This is a genomic window from Methylobacterium sp., from assembly GCF_019750675.1.
In the GTDB taxonomy this organism is placed as follows: domain Bacteria; phylum Pseudomonadota; class Alphaproteobacteria; order Rhizobiales; family Beijerinckiaceae; genus Methylobacterium.
In genome coordinates this window covers 1-15181 of the sequence record NZ_JAIEOF010000403.1, presented here as the reverse complement: position 1 = coordinate 15181, position 15181 = coordinate 1, and the positions used below count along the sequence as shown (strand labels likewise).

Annotated in this window: 19 protein-coding genes; 6 read left to right on the top strand and 13 right to left on the bottom strand. The window is 70.6% G+C overall.

Annotation, left to right across the window (positions count from 1 at the left end; genetic code table 11):
• Positions 1–334: 334 nt before the first annotated feature.
• The gene (locus K2X24_RS21235) at positions 335–544 is read right to left on the bottom strand and encodes a hypothetical protein (protein ID WP_292500837.1); all 210 of its coding nucleotides are present in this window, start codon (positions 542–544) and stop codon (positions 335–337) included.
• Positions 545–772: 228 nt separating this feature from the next.
• On the opposite strand from K2X24_RS21235, the gene argB reads away from it, so the two are divergent.
• The gene (gene argB / locus K2X24_RS21230; protein WP_292500835.1) at positions 773–1669 is read left to right on the top strand and encodes an acetylglutamate kinase; all 897 of its coding nucleotides are present in this window, start codon (positions 773–775) and stop codon (positions 1667–1669) included.
• A 45-nt stretch (positions 1670–1714) separates the two neighbouring features.
• Here the strand turns inward: argB and K2X24_RS21225 are convergent, their stop codons facing one another.
• From K2X24_RS21225 to K2X24_RS21210, 4 genes are read right to left on the bottom strand one after another with little or no spacing between them, the layout of a single operon-like run.
• Positions 1715–3436, bottom strand: coding sequence for a SpoIIE family protein phosphatase (locus K2X24_RS21225; protein WP_292500834.1), 1722 nt, complete (start codon positions 3434–3436; stop codon positions 1715–1717).
• Positions 3433–4284: a GGDEF domain-containing protein gene (locus tag K2X24_RS21220; protein ID WP_292500831.1), complete on the bottom strand. Its 852-nt coding sequence runs from the start codon at positions 4282–4284 to the stop codon at positions 3433–3435. Before K2X24_RS21220 ends, K2X24_RS21225 begins: the two co-directional genes overlap by 4 nt.
• Positions 4281–4670 carry a DUF1987 domain-containing protein gene (locus K2X24_RS21215; protein WP_292500829.1) on the bottom strand — a complete coding sequence of 130 codons (390 nt, stop codon included), beginning with the start codon at positions 4668–4670 and terminating at the stop codon, positions 4281–4283. The genes K2X24_RS21220 and K2X24_RS21215 overlap by 4 nt, the downstream gene beginning before the upstream one ends.
• 14 nt (positions 4671–4684) lie before the next feature.
• A complete protein-coding gene (locus K2X24_RS21210; RefSeq protein WP_292500828.1) occupies positions 4685–5239 on the bottom strand; it encodes a SiaB family protein kinase in 555 nt (184 codons plus the stop codon).
• Positions 5240–5635: 396 nt separating this feature from the next.
• On the opposite strand from K2X24_RS21210, the gene K2X24_RS21205 reads away from it, so the two are divergent.
• Both K2X24_RS21205 and K2X24_RS21200 read left to right on the top strand, forming a co-directional pair.
• Positions 5636–6364 (top strand): pyrimidine 5'-nucleotidase, encoded by a 729-nt coding sequence (locus K2X24_RS21205; RefSeq protein WP_292500826.1) that lies wholly within the window; start codon positions 5636–5638, stop codon positions 6362–6364.
• The gene (locus K2X24_RS21200; protein WP_292500824.1) at positions 6361–6777 is read left to right on the top strand and encodes a metallopeptidase family protein; all 417 of its coding nucleotides are present in this window, start codon (positions 6361–6363) and stop codon (positions 6775–6777) included. Before K2X24_RS21205 ends, K2X24_RS21200 begins: the two co-directional genes overlap by 4 nt.
• Here the strand turns inward: K2X24_RS21200 and K2X24_RS21195 are convergent, their stop codons facing one another.
• From K2X24_RS21195 to K2X24_RS21175, 5 genes are all read right to left on the bottom strand, one after another.
• Complete coding sequence (locus tag K2X24_RS21195) at positions 6778–8019, bottom strand: peptide ABC transporter permease (RefSeq protein ID WP_292500822.1); 1242 nt, start codon at positions 8017–8019, stop codon at positions 6778–6780.
• A 134-nt stretch (positions 8020–8153) separates the two neighbouring features.
• Entirely contained in the window at positions 8154–8675 is a 522-nt protein-coding gene (locus K2X24_RS21190) for a DUF2937 family protein (protein ID WP_292500819.1), read from the bottom strand.
• An 80-nt stretch (positions 8676–8755) separates the two neighbouring features.
• Complete coding sequence (locus K2X24_RS21185; RefSeq protein WP_292500817.1) at positions 8756–9028, bottom strand: hypothetical protein; 273 nt, start codon at positions 9026–9028, stop codon at positions 8756–8758.
• Positions 9029–9039: 11 nt separating this feature from the next.
• Positions 9040–10041, bottom strand: coding sequence for a WD40 repeat domain-containing protein (locus K2X24_RS21180; RefSeq protein WP_292500815.1), 1002 nt, complete (start codon positions 10039–10041; stop codon positions 9040–9042).
• A gap of 33 nt (positions 10042–10074) precedes the next feature.
• A complete protein-coding gene (locus tag K2X24_RS21175; RefSeq protein ID WP_292500813.1) occupies positions 10075–10770 on the bottom strand; it encodes a YoaK family protein in 696 nt (231 codons plus the stop codon).
• 168 nt (positions 10771–10938) lie between these two features.
• Between K2X24_RS21175 and K2X24_RS21170 the strand changes: the two genes are divergently transcribed.
• From K2X24_RS21170 to K2X24_RS21160, 3 genes are read left to right on the top strand one after another with little or no spacing between them, the layout of a single operon-like run.
• Positions 10939–11367: a response regulator gene (locus K2X24_RS21170; protein ID WP_243912720.1), complete on the top strand. Its 429-nt coding sequence runs from the start codon at positions 10939–10941 to the stop codon at positions 11365–11367.
• A gap of 45 nt (positions 11368–11412) precedes the next feature.
• Entirely contained in the window at positions 11413–11772 is a 360-nt protein-coding gene (locus K2X24_RS21165; protein ID WP_292500811.1) for a photosystem reaction center subunit H, read from the top strand.
• A gap of 55 nt (positions 11773–11827) precedes the next feature.
• Positions 11828–12922, top strand: a complete 1095-nt coding sequence (locus tag K2X24_RS21160) for an ROK family protein (protein ID WP_292500810.1) — start codon at positions 11828–11830, stop codon at positions 12920–12922.
• 30 nt (positions 12923–12952) lie between these two features.
• Here K2X24_RS21160 and K2X24_RS21155 read toward each other — a convergent pair whose 3' ends face one another.
• From K2X24_RS21155 to K2X24_RS21145, 3 genes are all read right to left on the bottom strand, one after another.
• Positions 12953–13564, bottom strand: coding sequence for a DUF2939 domain-containing protein (locus tag K2X24_RS21155; RefSeq protein ID WP_292500809.1), 612 nt, complete (start codon positions 13562–13564; stop codon positions 12953–12955).
• 20 nt (positions 13565–13584) lie between these two features.
• On the bottom strand, positions 13585–14142 hold the full coding sequence (locus K2X24_RS21150; protein ID WP_292500838.1) for an RNA pyrophosphohydrolase: 558 nt from the start codon (positions 14140–14142) through the stop codon (positions 13585–13587).
• Between the two features lie 88 nt (positions 14143–14230).
• On the bottom strand, positions 14231–15181 hold a 951-nt coding region (locus K2X24_RS21145), incomplete at its 5' end, for a divergent polysaccharide deacetylase family protein (protein WP_292500806.1).

Sequence of the window (15181 nt, the reverse complement as noted above, 5' to 3'; positions counted from 1 at the left end):
ACGGCCTGCCCGTTCATCAGGCATTCCATGGGTGTGCGGGCGGGCGACACGATGACGTCGAGGGCGGTGTCCCGCGAGCAATCCTTGGCCACGAGGGTGGCGGCGCAAACGAGGGCAACAGTGAGCAGTTCGGACATGACGGACCCCTTGTTCGAGACGGCGAATAAGGTCCGCGGTGTGGCTCCGGCGTCAGAGCGTCCGCGTGATCGTTGTCCTGGTGTTTCCCCTTGCCTATCGGATCGTTTTTTGGCGTTGCCCTCGGCCCAAGCATGGCGTGTGCCAGGGAGCGTACGGAGGGACGAGGTGCGAACGCGCCACCCCCTGTGTCGTCGGCTTAGCGCCGGGTGGGCAGCCAGTGCGGCTCGGGCTCGCTGCGGGGCAGCAGGACGGCGACGGCGTCGAGGTCGACGATGAAGTTCTGGGTGAGCAGGTGCCAGACCTCCGCCTGCGATGCGGCGTGATGGCCGAGCTGGTCGACCGCACTGGCGAGATGGTTGGGATTCACGAGGGTCGGACGCGGCTGGAGCGGGTCGGAATGGAGCATGGCGCGAGTTCCCGGGCGATGCTCGAATGATAATTCGTCAACCTTAAGGAAGATTTACCCCTCCGTGGCACCAAGAACTCCAAGCACGCCCCTCAGGACCGGCCTCGGCAGCGGACTGCGTGCGCGCGGTGAAAATCGTCGGCGGCCTGCTTCGCACCGCCGCATTGCTGCGCTAGAAGCCCCGCGTCGCGCGCGGTGCCCGACGCGCCATCGAGGACCAGCCCCACGATGAAAGAACCGCTGCCCAACGTTCATGTGCGCGCCGAAGTCCTCGTCCAGGCCCTGCCCCACATGCAGCGCTACGACCAGGAAATCGTGGTCATCAAGTATGGCGGGCACGCGATGGGCGACCGCGCGGCCGCCGAGGATTTCGCCGAGGACATCGTTCTCCTGGAGCAGTCCGGCCTGAAGCCGATCGTGGTTCATGGCGGCGGACCGCAGATCGGGCGCATGCTCGGCCGGCTCGGCATCGAATCCGAATTCCGCGGCGGCCTGCGCGTCACCGACGAAGCCACCGTCGAGGTGGTCGAGATGGTTCTCGCCGGCTCCATCAACAAGCAGATCGTCGGCTGGATCTCGGCCGAGGGCGGCCGCGCCATCGGCCTGTGCGGCAAGGACGGCAACATGGTGCGGGCCCGCAAGGCCACGCGCACCATCATCGACCCCGAGAGCCAGACCGAGCAAGAGGTCGATCTCGGCCTCGTCGGCGAGCCGGAGCACGTCGAGCGCGGCGTCCTCGACGCGGTGCTGAAGGCCGAGTTGATCCCGGTCCTCGCCCCCGTGGCTTTCGGGGCCGACGGCCAGACCTACAACGTCAACGCCGACACCTTCGCGGGCGCCATCGCAGGCGCTCTTCGGGCCAAGCGCCTGCTGCTGCTGACCGACGTGCCGGGGGTCCTCGACAAGGACAAGAAGCTGATTCCCGAACTGTCGATCGACGATTGCCGCCGCCTGATCGCGGATGGCACCATCACGGGCGGCATGATTCCCAAGGTCGAGACCTGCATCTACGCCCTGGAGCAGGGCGTCGAGGCGGTGGTCATTCTCGACGGCAAGGTCAGCCACGCGGTGCTGCTGGAGCTGTTCACCGATTACGGTGCCGGCACGCTGATCCGCCGGAGCTGAGGGCTCGGCCCGGGGCGGAGGGTCCCGGGATCCGGCCCCGACCGCTCAGGCCGCGTCGGGCACCGTGTCCCGGCGTGGCCGGAAGGCCAGCAGGGTCATGTCGTCCCGGCGGGCCTCGCCGGCCCGGTAGGCGGTCAGCGCAGCGTCGAGCCGCGCCACCTGCTCGGCCAGGGGCGCCGCCTGATCGCCGGCCAGGATGTCGGTGACGCCACGATGGCCGAGGAGCCGGCGGGCGGGGCCCGTGCCGCCCATCTGGTCGGTGATGCCGTCGGTCATCAGGTAGAAGCTCATGCCGGGCGCGACCGTGAGGAGCGTCTCCTCGACCGCGACGCGCTCGCCCGGACGCTGGGGATAGCCGAGGCCGCGCCTGGCGCCCCGGATCCGGGTGACGGCCGCGCCGTCGATGATGGTCAGCGCGGTGCCGGCCCCGGCAAAGCGCATTTCCCCCCGCGCGCGGTCCCAGACGCAGATCCCGCAATCGAGGCCGTCGTCGGATTCCGCGCCACGGCCGTCCTGGCGCAGCTGCGTTCGGACCATGCCGTCGAGGGCCTCCAGGATCGCGGCCGGATCGCGTAAGGACCGCTCGTGCAGCAGACGGTCGAGGGCGGTGGCGACGATCAGGGTCAGGAAGGCGCCCGGAACGCCGTGGCCGGTACAGTCGGCGACCACCAGGATGCCGAGCCCGTCGATCTCCTCGAGCCAGAAGTAGTCGCCGCCGACGAGGTGGAGCGGCTCCCACAGCACGGCGACGTCGAGGCCGGTGCCCTCCAGGGCCGTCCGGTCCGGCAGCACGGAACTCTGGATGCGGCGGGCGTAGCCGATGCTCTCCATCACGAGCCGGTTGGCGTCCTCCAGCTTGTGGTGGGCCTGCTCCAGTTGCTGGAGCAGCTGCTTGGCCTCGTCACCGCTGCGCAGGCCGTCCACCATCCGGTTGAAGGCCTGGGAGATGACGTCGATCTCGTTGCTGGCGCGAAACGCTCCGTCGAGCTGCACCGGCACCCAGCGCTTGTGCTCGACCTCCCGCATGGCAAGCAGCAGGCGCTTGAGCGGGAAAAGCACGTGCCGGCGCACGTTGGCGTGCAGCGTGAGCACGAAGGCGAGCATCAGGATCAGGCTGGTGACGACGGCGAGCAACGCCTGCTTCTCGGCGTTCCCGCGCAGGCCCTCGGCCGAGATCGCCAGGTTGAGGCGTCCCTGGGCGGCGGCCCCCGGCTCGGCGGGGATGTCGGCCTGTGCGGTGATGCGCTCGAAGCCACGGCCGGGCTTCTGATCGCCGAAGCTCATGAGCACGGTGCCGGCCGCGTCGCGCAGGGTCACCGAGCGGAAGGCCGGATCGAGGCTCAGCGCTTCCACCTGGCGGCGGTAGATCTCCGGGCTGGCGCTCCAGTCCGGCCGCGCGATCGCCCTTGCGGCGAGCGAAGCCATCAGGTCGGCGCGCTCGCTGTAGAGGTGGAGCTGATCGCGGTAGTTCACCCAGGCGATGCCGATCTGCGTCACCAGCACGACGACGGCGATGACGGGGTAGATCCGCAGGAACAGGGTGTGGGCGAGCGAATCCAGGTCGCGCCCCCGCGCCGCGCCGCGCAGCGCACCCGGGCGCATGGTGCCGGGCTCGCCGGTCGGCACGTCGACGAAGCCCGCGACCTCCAGGAAGTCGCTGCTCCGGCGGGGGCCGGCTCCGCGCAGGGAGCCGCCGCGCGCGTGTGGGCGCGCGTCCTGCCCCAGGGCGGCTTGTGCCGGGGCGCTGGGGGTCGCCTCGGCGCTCACGAGCGCTCCGGGACGGCGGTGTCGGGTTTGAGGCCGACGCGATTGCGGCCGTCGCGCTTGGCCGCGTAGAGGGCGGCATCGGCGCGTTGCATCGCGCTCTCCAGGCTCTCGCCCTGCCAAGCCTGGGCGACGCCGATGCTCACCGTGATGGTCACGGCCGAGTCGGCGCCGCCCACGGGCGTGGTGGCGACGGCTTCCCGGAGGCGCTCCGAGAAGGTGAAGCCCCCATCGAGGGGGGTGTCCGGCAGAACGATGGCGAATTCCTCGCCGCCGGTGCGGCCGATGAAGTCCAGGGTGCGCAGGTTGGCCCGGCAGGTCGCCACGAAGGCGACCAGGGCGGCGTCCCCGGCGGCATGCCCGAAGCTGTCGTTGAGGAGCTTGAAGCGGTCGAGGTCGAGCATGAGGATGCAGACCGGGGCGCCGCTGCGCTCGTGGCGCAGCCATTCCCGGGAGGCGATCTCCATGAACCGGCGGCGCGCCAGCGCCCCCGTGAGGTCATCGGTGTCGGCAAGGCGCCGCAGCTCGGCCTCAAGCCGGGTCCGGTGCTCGATCTCGCTCGACAGAGCGGCGTTCAGCGCCTGGAGATCGCGGCGCTGCTCGGCGAGCGCCTGGTTCGCCTTCTGGAGGTCGAGCTGCATCCGGTCGCTCATCCGCACGAGGCGGCGCTGTTCCCGGTAGCCCCGGCGATAGGCGTCGGCGAGGGCCTGGACGCCGCCCGCAACGTCCGAGAGCCCCGCCAGCATGGCCTCGGAGCGCGCCAGCACCGCCTCCTCGGCGTCGTAGAGGCTGAAGGCATCCTCCGGCTTGGCGGGAGGCGTCCCGGCCACGGCCCGCACCGCCCGCGTCATGCCACCGGCTCCCTCACCATCTCGAAACGCGCATGCGAGAAATCGGCGGCGAAATCCTCGCCCGCCTCCTCGATGGTCTCGTCGCCGTCGACGAAGTGCCAGCGCACGGTCACCGAGCGCCCCTCCTCCGCCGCATCCTCCAGGGGCATGAACAGGTTCATCAGCGCCTTGGCGCTGGAGGAATTGAAGTAGGCCAGGCCGACCTCGAACACGATCGGTGCCCCGGACTGGTCCGCCAGATGGGCCCTCAGGGCCTGAAGCAGCGGCCCGAAGAAAGCGGCCGCGTCCTCGGGGTAGGATTCGCCGCGCAGGGACAGGTGGCCCGACGCGAAGTCGAAGTCGACCTGCGGCGAGCGGTCCGTGGCGGCAAGCTGGATGCGATCCATCGGTGGCGGGCCCGTCAGATATAGGCTTTGAGGCAGAAGAAGCTGCGCTGGTTGTCCAGCGCCTGGAAGCCGTACTCGACCGGGGCGCTGGAGCGCCGGGCGATCTCGATGAGTCCGATGCTTCCGCCGAGGCTGCCCTCGTCCGGAGGCTGGCGCAGCTTCTCGCGATAATAAGCCTTCAACGCGTCACTGTTGAGGCTGGCGATGTGGTCGAGGCGCGCGCGCAGGGACGGCACGTCGGCATCGGGCATCTCGTTGCCGCAGAGCACGTAGAAGCGCGAGGCTTCCATGCCGACCACGATCACGCCGTTGCTGATCAGGCCCGGTGCCGGTCCGGAGGGCTTGGCCACCTTGTCGGCCGAGTAGCGGATCACGTTCTGGGCCTGCTCGACGAAGATCGCGAAGACGCGCTTGGCCACCGAGGCATCCGTCTCGCCCTGGCTCATGCGCAGTTTGAGCACCTCGCCGAGGGAGAACAGCACGTTCTCGGAGATGTCGCCTCCGAAGGAGAGGATCACGCCCTGCCGCCGGGACGCGTCGAAGAAGTTCATGAAATCGCGAGCGAGCAAGGCTTTCTCTCCCGACGGACGAGGCGCGGAGCGCCCGGCCCAGGGTGCGCCATACCGCCGCTCAGACCTAGTCTCGCATTCGTGTATGTCCGGTTAAAGTGGCGCCAAGGACACACTTTGAGACTTGCTGGAATGCGAGGCTCTGATTCTCTCCATTGCTGGGGAATACGCTCAATTTTACATCCCACTGCTCAATCTTCCAGCACGGATCAGGAAATGGAGCCACGCCGGCTCAAGGCCAGGCGTCTCGCGCCGTCGGATCCCGTCCTCGACGCTTGCCGTATGCCCACGGCCATGCTCTGAAATAGCCTCAGGTGACGCTTCCCTTCGCACAGACCGGTCCCCATCTCGGACGGCCGGGCTTTGCGAGCCCACCCCGAACCGTGTCGAGACGCTTTGTTCCTCCCCGGCGAGAGCCATTTCACCACCGCCCAATCCCGCGGCTTTCGTCACGTCGACACCTGGGTGTTCGACCTCGACAACACGCTCTATCCGAGCGACGCCCGGGTCTGGCCCCAGGTCGATGAGCGGATCACCCTCTACGTCATGCGCCTGTACGGGCTCGACGGCCTCTCGGCCCGCGCCCTGCAAAAGTATTTCTACCATCGCTACGGCACGACGCTGAAAGCACTGATGGTCGAATCCGCGATCGACCCGCACGACTTCCTCGACTTCGCGCATGACATCGACCACTCGACCATCCGGCTCGACGCCGCCCTGGGCGACGCCATCGAGGCCCTGCCGGGACGCAAGCTGATCCTCACCAACGGCTCGCGCAGGCACGCCGAGAACGTGGCGGCCAAGCTCGGCATCCTCGATCACTTCGAGGACGTGTTCGACATCGCCGACGCCGATTTCATTCCGAAGCCCGAGCGCTCGACCTACGAGCGCTTCCTCGAGCGGCACGGGGTCGAGCCGCGCCGGGCGGCCCTGTTCGAGGACATCGCCCGCAACCTGGTCGTGCCGCATGACATCGGGATGTCGACGGTGCTGGTGGTGCCACCGACGATCGACCCGTTCCGCGAGGCCTTCGAGCAGGAGGCGGTGCGCGAACCGCATATCGACCACATCACCAGCGACCTCGCGGGCTTCCTGGCGCAGCGTGTGCTGCCGGAGTTCGCATGAGCACCTCACCGGACTGGACCGGGGCGCGGGCACCGGATCTCGCGGCCTTCGAGGACATGGCGCACGCCGCCTTCGCCAACCTACCCCTGGCGTTCCGCAACCTGTGCGCCGGCCTCCTCATCCACGTCGAGGATTTCCCCGACGACGAGACCCTCGGCGAGATGGGGTGCGAGAGCGAGTTCGACCTCCTCGGTCTGTTTCGCGGCATCGGGCTGGCGCAGGGCGGCGAGGCCGCCACGGGGCAGATGCCGAACCAGGTCTGGCTCTACCGGCGGCCGCTGCTCGACTACTGGGCCGAACACGACGAGACCCTGGGGCACCTCGTCACCCACGTTCTCGTCCACGAGATCGGCCACCATTTCGGCCTGTCGGACGCCGACATGGAGGCCATCGAGGCGGGGGTGGAATCCTGATCAGGCGGTTCCGGACGGACGCAGCAGGCTGGCCTTGGGCCGGCGCGTGCGGAACTGGCCGCGCTCCACCGCCACGAACACCAGCACCGCCAGGGCGAGCGTGGTGAGCCACCACATCACCATCATGCCGACGCCGATGCAGGCGATGAGGAAGGCCGCGGCGAACGCCGCCATCGCCCCCGGCACCAGCACAGAGGCCTCGCGGCCGGCCCGCCGGATCGCGGCATGCAGGGCGAAGGCGGCCGCGAAGGCGCCGACGAGGCCGAGTTCGTACCAGAGTTCGAACAGCAGGGTCCGGGGCGCGTTCATGGGCAGCAGGTTGACGTAGCGCCCCCGCAGGGCCGTCTCGAACCCGTGCCCGGTGACGAGCCGGACAGGCTCCGAGGTGACGATCGCCTGCCAGGCCTTCAGGCTCAGCACGCCGGGCGAGCGCCCGCCGAACAGCCACGCGCCGATCGGGCGGGCGATGAACGGCAGGACAGGGCCGAGCACGAGGAGCGCGGCGGCCACCAGGGCGAGGATGCGCGGCCCCTGGGTCGGCCGGAAGGCCGTGAACGCGAAGGCCAGGGCCCCGACCGCGAGGGCGACCAGGGTCGTCGGTCCCGGCGAGACGATAAGGGCGAGGGAGACCAGGACGGCGAGGCCGAGGGCTTCGCCGTCGCGGCCGCGCGAGCGGAGCCACGCCACGGCCGGCCAGACCAGCAGGACGAGGAGGATGAGGCCGCGGTCGAGGATGCCCTCGTCGTCGCCGATCCGCGCGAGGCGCTGGCCGAACAGACCCTGCCCCGTGAGGCCGAGGCCGATGGCGACGAGGGCCGCTGCCGCGAGCCCCACCGGAAGCAGATAGAGATTCGCCGAGCGCATGCGGTCCGGCAGGGCGAGGTAGCCCGCCATCGTCATCAGCAGGGTCGCCACCAAGTTGAGCAGGCGCTCGGTGGCGAGATCGAGGAAGGGTGTCCAGACCAGCGAGAGGGCGGCCCAGAGGATGAAGAGGCAGCCGGCCAGGAAAGCGGGCGAGCGCAGCAGGCGCGTCGAGGCCGGACGGACCGGGCGGGACTTGCCGTCGACGATGCTGGCCAGCACCAGAAGCGCGATGGCGATGGGCGCCAGCACCACCACGGCGCGCCGTGCGAATTGCGCGGCCACCGGCATGACCACGAACAGGCCGATGAAGCCGACACGGCGCAGGAGCGCGGCGGCATCGCTCGCCGGATCGACGGAGGAAGTTGAGGCGCGCGCCATGCGTTCGATCGAAGGCCGTGAAACGGCGCCAGGGTGGAGCCCACGCGCTACGCCACAGTCCTAGTGCAGCCACGCCGGAGGGGCTGTAGACGATGTGCAACAGTCACGATGCCGTGGCCCCCGGCAAAGCGGGGTCAGGCGCCCTGGGTCACGGGGCGGCGGCCCCGTACCATCCGCCGGCCGGTCTCGGCCAGGAGCCGCCAGCCCGCCCAGGTGGCGAGGAATCCCAGAAGTCCGGCCGTGAGCCCGTCCGCCGTAGCGGGAATCGCCGGAACGTAGTCTCGGTAGGTCGCCTGGGCGAGGGACATGTCCGGATTGCGCAGCACCGCCACCGCGCGTCCCAGGGGACCGCCCGCCTCGGCGAGGGCGCGCTGCTGTTCGGAGAGCGCCTTGAGGCGCACGATGTCGGCGCGGGCCGCTGCGCCCCGGCGGGACACCAGCGCGTCGCGGTCTCCGCTCAGGCGGGCGAGCGCATCGTCGCGGCTCCGCCCGGTGGCGGCGGCGTCCGCCTCGAACCCGGACACGACCCGGCGCAGTTCGTCGACGGTGCCGCCGAGGCGCTGGGCGTATTGCTGAGCGAATTCGGGGGCCTGCGCCGCGATGGCACCGGCGAGGAGACCGAGCGCGAGCCCGAGGGTGCGCAGGACGCGGAACACGGGACCTCCCGGTCGAGCACGGCGGGAAACCGAAGGCTGCCAAGGACAAGGCGGAAACCGAACCCCCGGTTCCGCTGGCCCTATGGAGCTGCGTCGAGGGCCTCCGCCACGTCCGCGTCGCCGATCTCGGCCATGGCCCGCGCAATCTTGACGGCCCGGGTCGGATCGCCCGGCACCATGATCAGGATCACCGTCTCCAGCCCGGGACAGGCCGGATCGGCGCAGACGATTTCGCTGACCTTGACGATCACCTCCGCGTCGAAGCCGCCGAGGTGGCGAACCCGAGCGATCACCCCCTCGCGGGCCCCCTGGTCGGCCGAAGCGCGGCGACCGCCGAATCCGAACAGCGCCATCGCGGGCGGCCTCAGGTCGGCAGCGTGAGGATGCCGGCCTGCCCATCGGCGCAGCCGAACGCGAGGCGGGTGCCACGCCCGTCCCAGGCCAGCGCCGAGATCGCGCTGCCCTTCACGGCATGGCGCACCAGCAGTTCCGAGGCATCGGTGAACCGCACCAGAAGGATGCAGCCGTCCTCGTAGCCGATGGCCAGGACCAGGGCCTTGGGGTGGAACGCTACGCGGGAGACACGGGCCGGGCGCACGCCGCACTCGCGCGGCGCCTTGCCGGTGGGGCCCTCCTTCGAATCGAACGGCCAGACGATGGCGGCCTCGGCGCCGCTGGTGGCGAGCCAGTCGCCGTCGCCGGACCACGCCACCGAGCGCACCTTGCCGGGATAGCCCGACATTCGCATGTGGCCGCGATCGGGCTGGAGGCGCCAGCCGTGCAGGGAATTCTCCTGCATGGTCGTGACGACGAAGCGGCCGTCGGGCGACCAAGTCACGTCGATATGCGAGCCCTTCCACTCGATGAAGTCCGGGGCGGTGTCGAGGTTGGGGTACCAGAGGGTGGCGCCGTTGTAGTGCGAGACCGCGAGGCGGTAGCCCTTCGGCGCGAAAGCCAGGCCCCGCGCGGTGGAGGGCGCCGCGAAGGTCTTCTCGCGGCCCTTGGCGTCGCGGGCGACAACGTTGCGGCCGGCCGCGTAGGCGATGGCGCCGTCGGGGTGCACCGCGAGGGCGTCGATCCAGGCGCCGTTCCTGGCGGCCGCCACCTCGACGGCATCGCCGCTGGCGGAGGTCGCGACCACGCGCCCGTCGTCGCCGCCCGTGACGAGGCGGCGCCCGTCGCCGACGCCCACCAGGATCCCCGCATCGGGATGCGCCTCGACGCGGCGCGTCTCCTGCCCGGAGACGAGGAGCACGCCGCCGTCGCCGAGGGCCAGGGCGAGCGTCTCCTTCAGCCAGACCGCCTGGGTGACGTGGGCGCCGGCCGCGACCGGCGCGACGTGATCGAGGAGGGAGGGGGCACTCATCCGGACGGATCTCTCAACGCTGGTCCTCGCGTTTCACTTCGCCACGGCCTTGATGGCGGGTGCCTTGGCAGGCCCCTTGGCCGGGGCGGACCGCGCGACCAGGATCGTCGCGAGGAGCGCGAGGGAGCCGGCCAGGCCGGCGGGAATGGCGAGGGCATACAACGCCAGCTTCCCGTAGGCGACCGTTCCGGCCACCGATCCGGCGAGGAGCGAGAACCAGACGACGCCGTCCCCGACCCAGGCGGTGCGCGCGCCCCGCCGGGCGAGCGCCAGGGCGAGCTTCTGGCCCAGCCCGAACAGGGCGCCGGTGACGAAGGTGGTGCCGGCCCGGAACCCCTGGACGTACGACAGCACGGCGTTCTGCGCGCCCATGGCGAGCGCCAGCATCAGGGAGGCGATGCCGGAATCCGGCGCGGCCGTCGCGGCCTGGAAGGCCGCCGTCACCACCGCGGTCTCGAAGCCGAGGATCACGGGCGTCACCCACCGCGCCGGGGTGAGCGCCGAGAGGCCGCCCCCGCAGATACCCCCGAGGAGGAAGGCGAGGATCAGCAGCGCCGGCAGCAGGGCGTGATGCGGATCGCCATGGCCGAGGGCGACCGCGAACTGCGTCGTGTTTCCGCTCATGAACGAGGTGTAGAGGCCGCCGAGCCGGATGAAGCCGAGGGCGTCCACGTAGCCCGCGAGCGCCGTGAGGATGAGGCCGAAGCCGAGATGCCAGGGACGGGTCATGGGCGCGGCAGGCACGCCTTCGCGACTTGGCCCACAGGGTTAAAGCTTCGCTTACCAAGTCCGCGCAATTGGAGTGAACGGCCGCGAACGATGGGCCTTGGCGGCCCGTTTCTCTGGCGATCCGGCACGGGCCCCACGGCCTCATGCCGGGTGAGTAGGAGTTGCGTCATGATTTCCTTCGCCTGCGCCTTTCCGACACTGCCCGCCTTCAGCCCGCGCGCCGCCGCCGAGACCGTCCTGGTGGTTGAGGATGAAGCCATGGTCTGCGAGCTCGCCGCCGAGGCGCTGCTCGACGAGGGCTACCGGGTCCTCACCGCCGCCGATGCCGACGCGGCTGAGGACATCCTCGCGCGGGAGCGCGTCGACCTGCTCTTCACCGATATCGATCTGGCCCGCAACACGAACGGCATCACGCTCGCCCGCCGCGCCCGCCAGCACTGGCCGAACCTGCCCGTGGTCTATACCTCGGGCGGACGCGGCCACCTCGCCCAGGCGGACGCGGTCGCCGAGTCCGTGTTCGTGCCCAAGCCCTACCGCCTGAGCCACCTCGTGGCCCTGGCCAACGGCATCCTGCGTCCCAACCCCCACCACGCCTGACGATACCGCGCGACCCGCGCGGGACCCGCCCTCCGGAGCCACACGATGCGCATCCTCGCCGCCGCCCTGATCCTTGCCGCCAGCACCGCCATGGCCGGCGCCGCCTGCGACGTGAAGGGGGCCAAGCTCGAAGAAGCGATCGCGGGCAAGTCCGAGCTGCGCGAGGCCGCCAACAAGCAGACGGTTCGCGACCTGCGCACCCTGCGCGACGCCGCCATCGTGCTGGAGACCTACAAGTACGACACCGAGTGCGAGCGCCTCGTGGCAATCGTCCGAGCCCTCGCGGCCAACCCCGAGAAGACGATCGAGCGCAGCGGCGACACCGACGAGGAGAAGGCCGAGGACCTCATGGAGGCCCGCGAGCCGAAGGCGCCGGCCGCTCACGAAACCGTCAAGCCGAAATAGCGTGCCCGCGCGTTGAGACGCGCGTGATGATGCGGCGAAAGTCAGGCGGACGGACATGGCGAGCAACGGGACGGCTAAAGATACCTCGGTCCGCGAGGCGGGGATCGCGCACGCGGCACAACGGCTGCCGTCCGTCATCGTCGACGATTACAACATCGAGCTGAAGGACGGTGACGGCTTCGTCGGCGACCGGGTTTCGAAGGCCGCCTTCCGCGAGATGCTGGAAACATGCCGCGCGGGAATGCGCGCCCTCGGCGCCGATCCCCTGGGCGACAAGGACAGCTGCGACTTCTCCAAGCGGCGCCTCGATGACGTCCTCCTGGCCGAGGACACCCTCGCCTCGGGCACGGTCTTCAGCGCCATCGAGACCTTCGGGCAGGAGCTCGCCCGCGTAGTCCGGCTCTTCCTGGCCCAGGACGGCTGGGAGGGCACGCAGGCCATCGCGGTCGGCGGGGGATTTCGCGACAGTCGCGCCGGCTGCCTCGCCATCGGGCGCGCGGGTTACCTCCTGCGCGCGGCGGGCATCGACATCACCCTGGAGCCGATCCGGCATCATCCGGACGAGGGTGGCCTGATCGGCGCCGTCCACCTCGCGCCGGCCTGGATCTTTTCCGGCTACGATAGCCTGCTGGCCGTCGATATCGGCGGCAGCAACATCCGCACGGGCGTGGTCACGACGAACCTGCGCAAGGCTTCCGACCTGTCGCGCAGCGAGGTCTGGCGCTCGGAGATCTGGCGCCACCGCGACGAAGAGCCGATGCCGACCCGCGACGAGGCGGTGGAGCGCCTGATCGGCATGCTGACCGACCTGATCCGGCGGGCCGACCGCGCCAATCTCAGCCTGGCGCCGTTCATCGGAATCGGTTGCCCGGGTCTCATCGAAGCCGACGGCACCATCACCCGCGGCGGTCAGAACCTGCCGGGCAACTGGGAGAGCGACGGCTTCAACCTCGCCGAACGCGTGGCGGCGTCGATCCCGCGCATCGGCGGACACACCACCATGGTGGTGATGCACAACGACGCCGTGGTGCAGGGCCTGAGCGAGGTGCCGGACCGCAAGGATGTGACCCGCTGGGGCATCCTCACCATCGGCACCGGCCTCGGCAACGCGCGCTTCACCAACCGCGAGACCGAACAGGCCGAGGGCTGAGCGCGGGGGCCATCGGAGGTCCCTCGCCGCTCAGCGCGTCTTCGCGTCGGCCCGCGCGAAGGTCTGGGCGATGCGCGCCCGCAGGTCGTCGTTCAACTCGATGTCGACCACGCGCCAGGTCCAGTTGCGCAGGCGCAGGCGGACGCGCAGCCGACGCTCGCGGGACGCCTCGGGCGGCACGCCCACCACGACCGTCCGAAAGCCCCGCATTTCCGAGGCGAGGTAGAACGGGATCAGCCGGCGCAGGTTGTCGATGCGCAGGCCCCCGCCACCGGAGCGCGGGGCAGGCGCCTCCTGTCCCAACTCGACGGATTGCGGCCAGCCGTCGTCGAGGAGATCGACCACGGTGGCGGGCGTCACCAGCGCCTCGGCGATCGGGACAGCCAGGGCCGCGGCGGCCTCGGAGAGTCGCTGGCGCTCGCGCGGCTCGACGTCGGGCGCGGCAGGATCACGCGCCTGCGCGGCGGCGGCTGCCTGCCGGATCACCGAGAGGCGCAGGGTGCGGAAGTTGACGTGCCGGGCGATGTAGTCGGTATCGTGCGCCTGCACCGCGCGGGCGAGGTCATAGAGTGCCCACAGCGGTGTCAGCGTGAACGCGAACCACCCGAGCAACAACAGGATCGGGATCGACCACCACCGCATCGGGGCGCCGGCTCAGGCGGTCACTGCGGGGGCCGCCAGGACGTCAGCCCCGCGAACGCGGCGACCACCCCTTCGTAGACCGGCCGCTTGAACGGCACGATCAGGTCGGGCAAGCCCGCCATCGGCTCCCAGCGCCACCTGTCGAACTCGGATTTGAAGGCCCCCTTCCCGGGAGACGTGACGTCGATCTCGTCGTCGGAGCCGAGGAAGCCGAAGGCGAACCACTTCTGGGTCTGGCCGCGATAGCGCCCCCTCCAGGCCTGCTTCAGCACGTCCGGCGGCAGGTCGTAGGACAGCCACCCCTCCGTCTCACCGAGACGCACGACGGAGCCCGCCGCCACGCTGGTCTCCTCGTAGAGTTCGCGCAGGGCCGCCGCCTCCGGATCCTCGCCCGCATCGATACCGCCCTGCGGCATCTGCCAGGCGCGCCCGTCCGCCACGTGCTCGGGCCCCGCATCGGCCCGGCGCCGACCGATGAAGACGAGGCCGGCCCGCGAGATCAGCGTGATGCCGACGCATGGGCGATACGGCAGGTCGGTGCCGTCGGCGATCGGGGATGCGGTCATGGCCGCGACCATAGGCAAGCGCATGATGTGCTGCAACGCACGAAACGTCGAGTTGTACGCATTCGACTCCCGTAGGGCACGCTTCACCGTGCCTCCGGCCTCAGGGCTTGGCGCTCGTCACCCGGGTGGTGGCGGGGCCGCGCAGGGCCGCGCTCACCGGGACCAGCCGGATGCCGCGCGCCTCCGCCTCCGCCGCCCAGCGGGCGATCCGGTCGATGCTCATCGGCATGGCGCTGGCCGAACCGAAGGCGAAGCCGTTCTTGCGGGCCTGCGCTTCCAGGCGTGCCAATTCCCGGTCGATGGCCTCCGGCCGTGGCAGGGCGTCGAGCACGATCTCGGCGCGGGCGACCGGCACCTTGGCCTTGGCGGCCAGGGTGGTGGCCAGGGAGCGCGGCGAGGTGCCGTCGTCCACGAAGCCGAGGCCGCGGGCGCCGATCTCGCGCAGAACCGGCTCCAGGGCGGCGGCATCGCCGGTCAGCTTGGCACCCATGTAGTTCACGATGCCGACGAACCCCTGGAACCGGCTCATGACCCAGCTCAGCCGGTCGAGATTCTCGGGTGGCCGCGCGGTGGTCAGCAGGGTCTGTGGACCCGGGTCGCTGTCGGGATAGTCGAAGGGCTCCATCGGTGCCTGGAGCAGCGCCTCGTGACCGGCCTCGCGCGCACGGGCCACCGTCCGCTCGAGATCGCCCGCATAGGGCGCGAAGGCGAGGCTGATCGCGGCGGGCAGACGGGTGATGGCGCTCGCCGTCGCGGCCTGGCCGATGCCGAGGCCCGAGACCAGGATCGCGACGCGCGGACCGGAGCCGCTCCCTTCCGGCCGCGCATAGACGTCGAGGGGGCGCAGGCGGCCCTCGCCGATGCGCGGCAGGGTGCCGTGGCGCCCGCGTTCGACGAGACGCGAATCGGGGGCGGCAGCGAGCTTGACGGGTGCCGCGGACGGCACCTGGATCACCACCGCATCGCCGGGGGCGGCGGTCCCGGGCGGGCGGAACACGGTGACGCCCGAGGCGCTCTCGACCTCGTCCGCGTTGCTGGAGGGGGATCTGGC

Bases quoted from the DNA above. Each gene is read 5' to 3' on its own strand.
- K2X24_RS21220 (WP_292500831.1), bottom strand. From the start codon at position 4,284: ATGACGCGGGCGGTGCGGGCCGTGGCCGGGACGCCTCCCGCCAAGCCG.
- K2X24_RS21170 (WP_243912720.1), top strand. From the start codon at position 10,939: ATGATTTCCTTCGCCTGCGCCTTTCCGACACTGCCCGCCTTCAGCCCG.
- K2X24_RS21185 (WP_292500817.1), bottom strand. From the start codon at position 9,028: ATGGCGCTGTTCGGATTCGGCGGTCGCCGCGCTTCGGCCGACCAGGGG.
- argB (WP_292500835.1), top strand. From the start codon at position 773: ATGAAAGAACCGCTGCCCAACGTTCATGTGCGCGCCGAAGTCCTCGTC.
- K2X24_RS21175 (WP_292500813.1), bottom strand. From the start codon at position 10,770: ATGACCCGTCCCTGGCATCTCGGCTTCGGCCTCATCCTCACGGCGCTC.
- K2X24_RS21195 (WP_292500822.1), bottom strand. From the start codon at position 8,019: ATGGCGCGCGCCTCAACTTCCTCCGTCGATCCGGCGAGCGATGCCGCC.
- K2X24_RS21215 (WP_292500829.1), bottom strand. From the start codon at position 4,670: ATGGATCGCATCCAGCTTGCCGCCACGGACCGCTCGCCGCAGGTCGAC.
- K2X24_RS21180 (WP_292500815.1), bottom strand. From the start codon at position 10,041: ATGAGTGCCCCCTCCCTCCTCGATCACGTCGCGCCGGTCGCGGCCGGC.
- K2X24_RS21150 (WP_292500838.1), bottom strand. From the start codon at position 14,142: ATGGTCGCGGCCATGACCGCATCCCCGATCGCCGACGGCACCGACCTG.
- K2X24_RS21160 (WP_292500810.1), top strand. From the start codon at position 11,828: ATGGCGAGCAACGGGACGGCTAAAGATACCTCGGTCCGCGAGGCGGGG.
- K2X24_RS21165 (WP_292500811.1), top strand. From the start codon at position 11,413: ATGCGCATCCTCGCCGCCGCCCTGATCCTTGCCGCCAGCACCGCCATG.
- K2X24_RS21155 (WP_292500809.1), bottom strand. From the start codon at position 13,564: ATGCGGTGGTGGTCGATCCCGATCCTGTTGTTGCTCGGGTGGTTCGCG.
- K2X24_RS21200 (WP_292500824.1), top strand. From the start codon at position 6,361: ATGAGCACCTCACCGGACTGGACCGGGGCGCGGGCACCGGATCTCGCG.
- K2X24_RS21235 (WP_292500837.1), bottom strand. From the start codon at position 544: ATGCTCCATTCCGACCCGCTCCAGCCGCGTCCGACCCTCGTGAATCCC.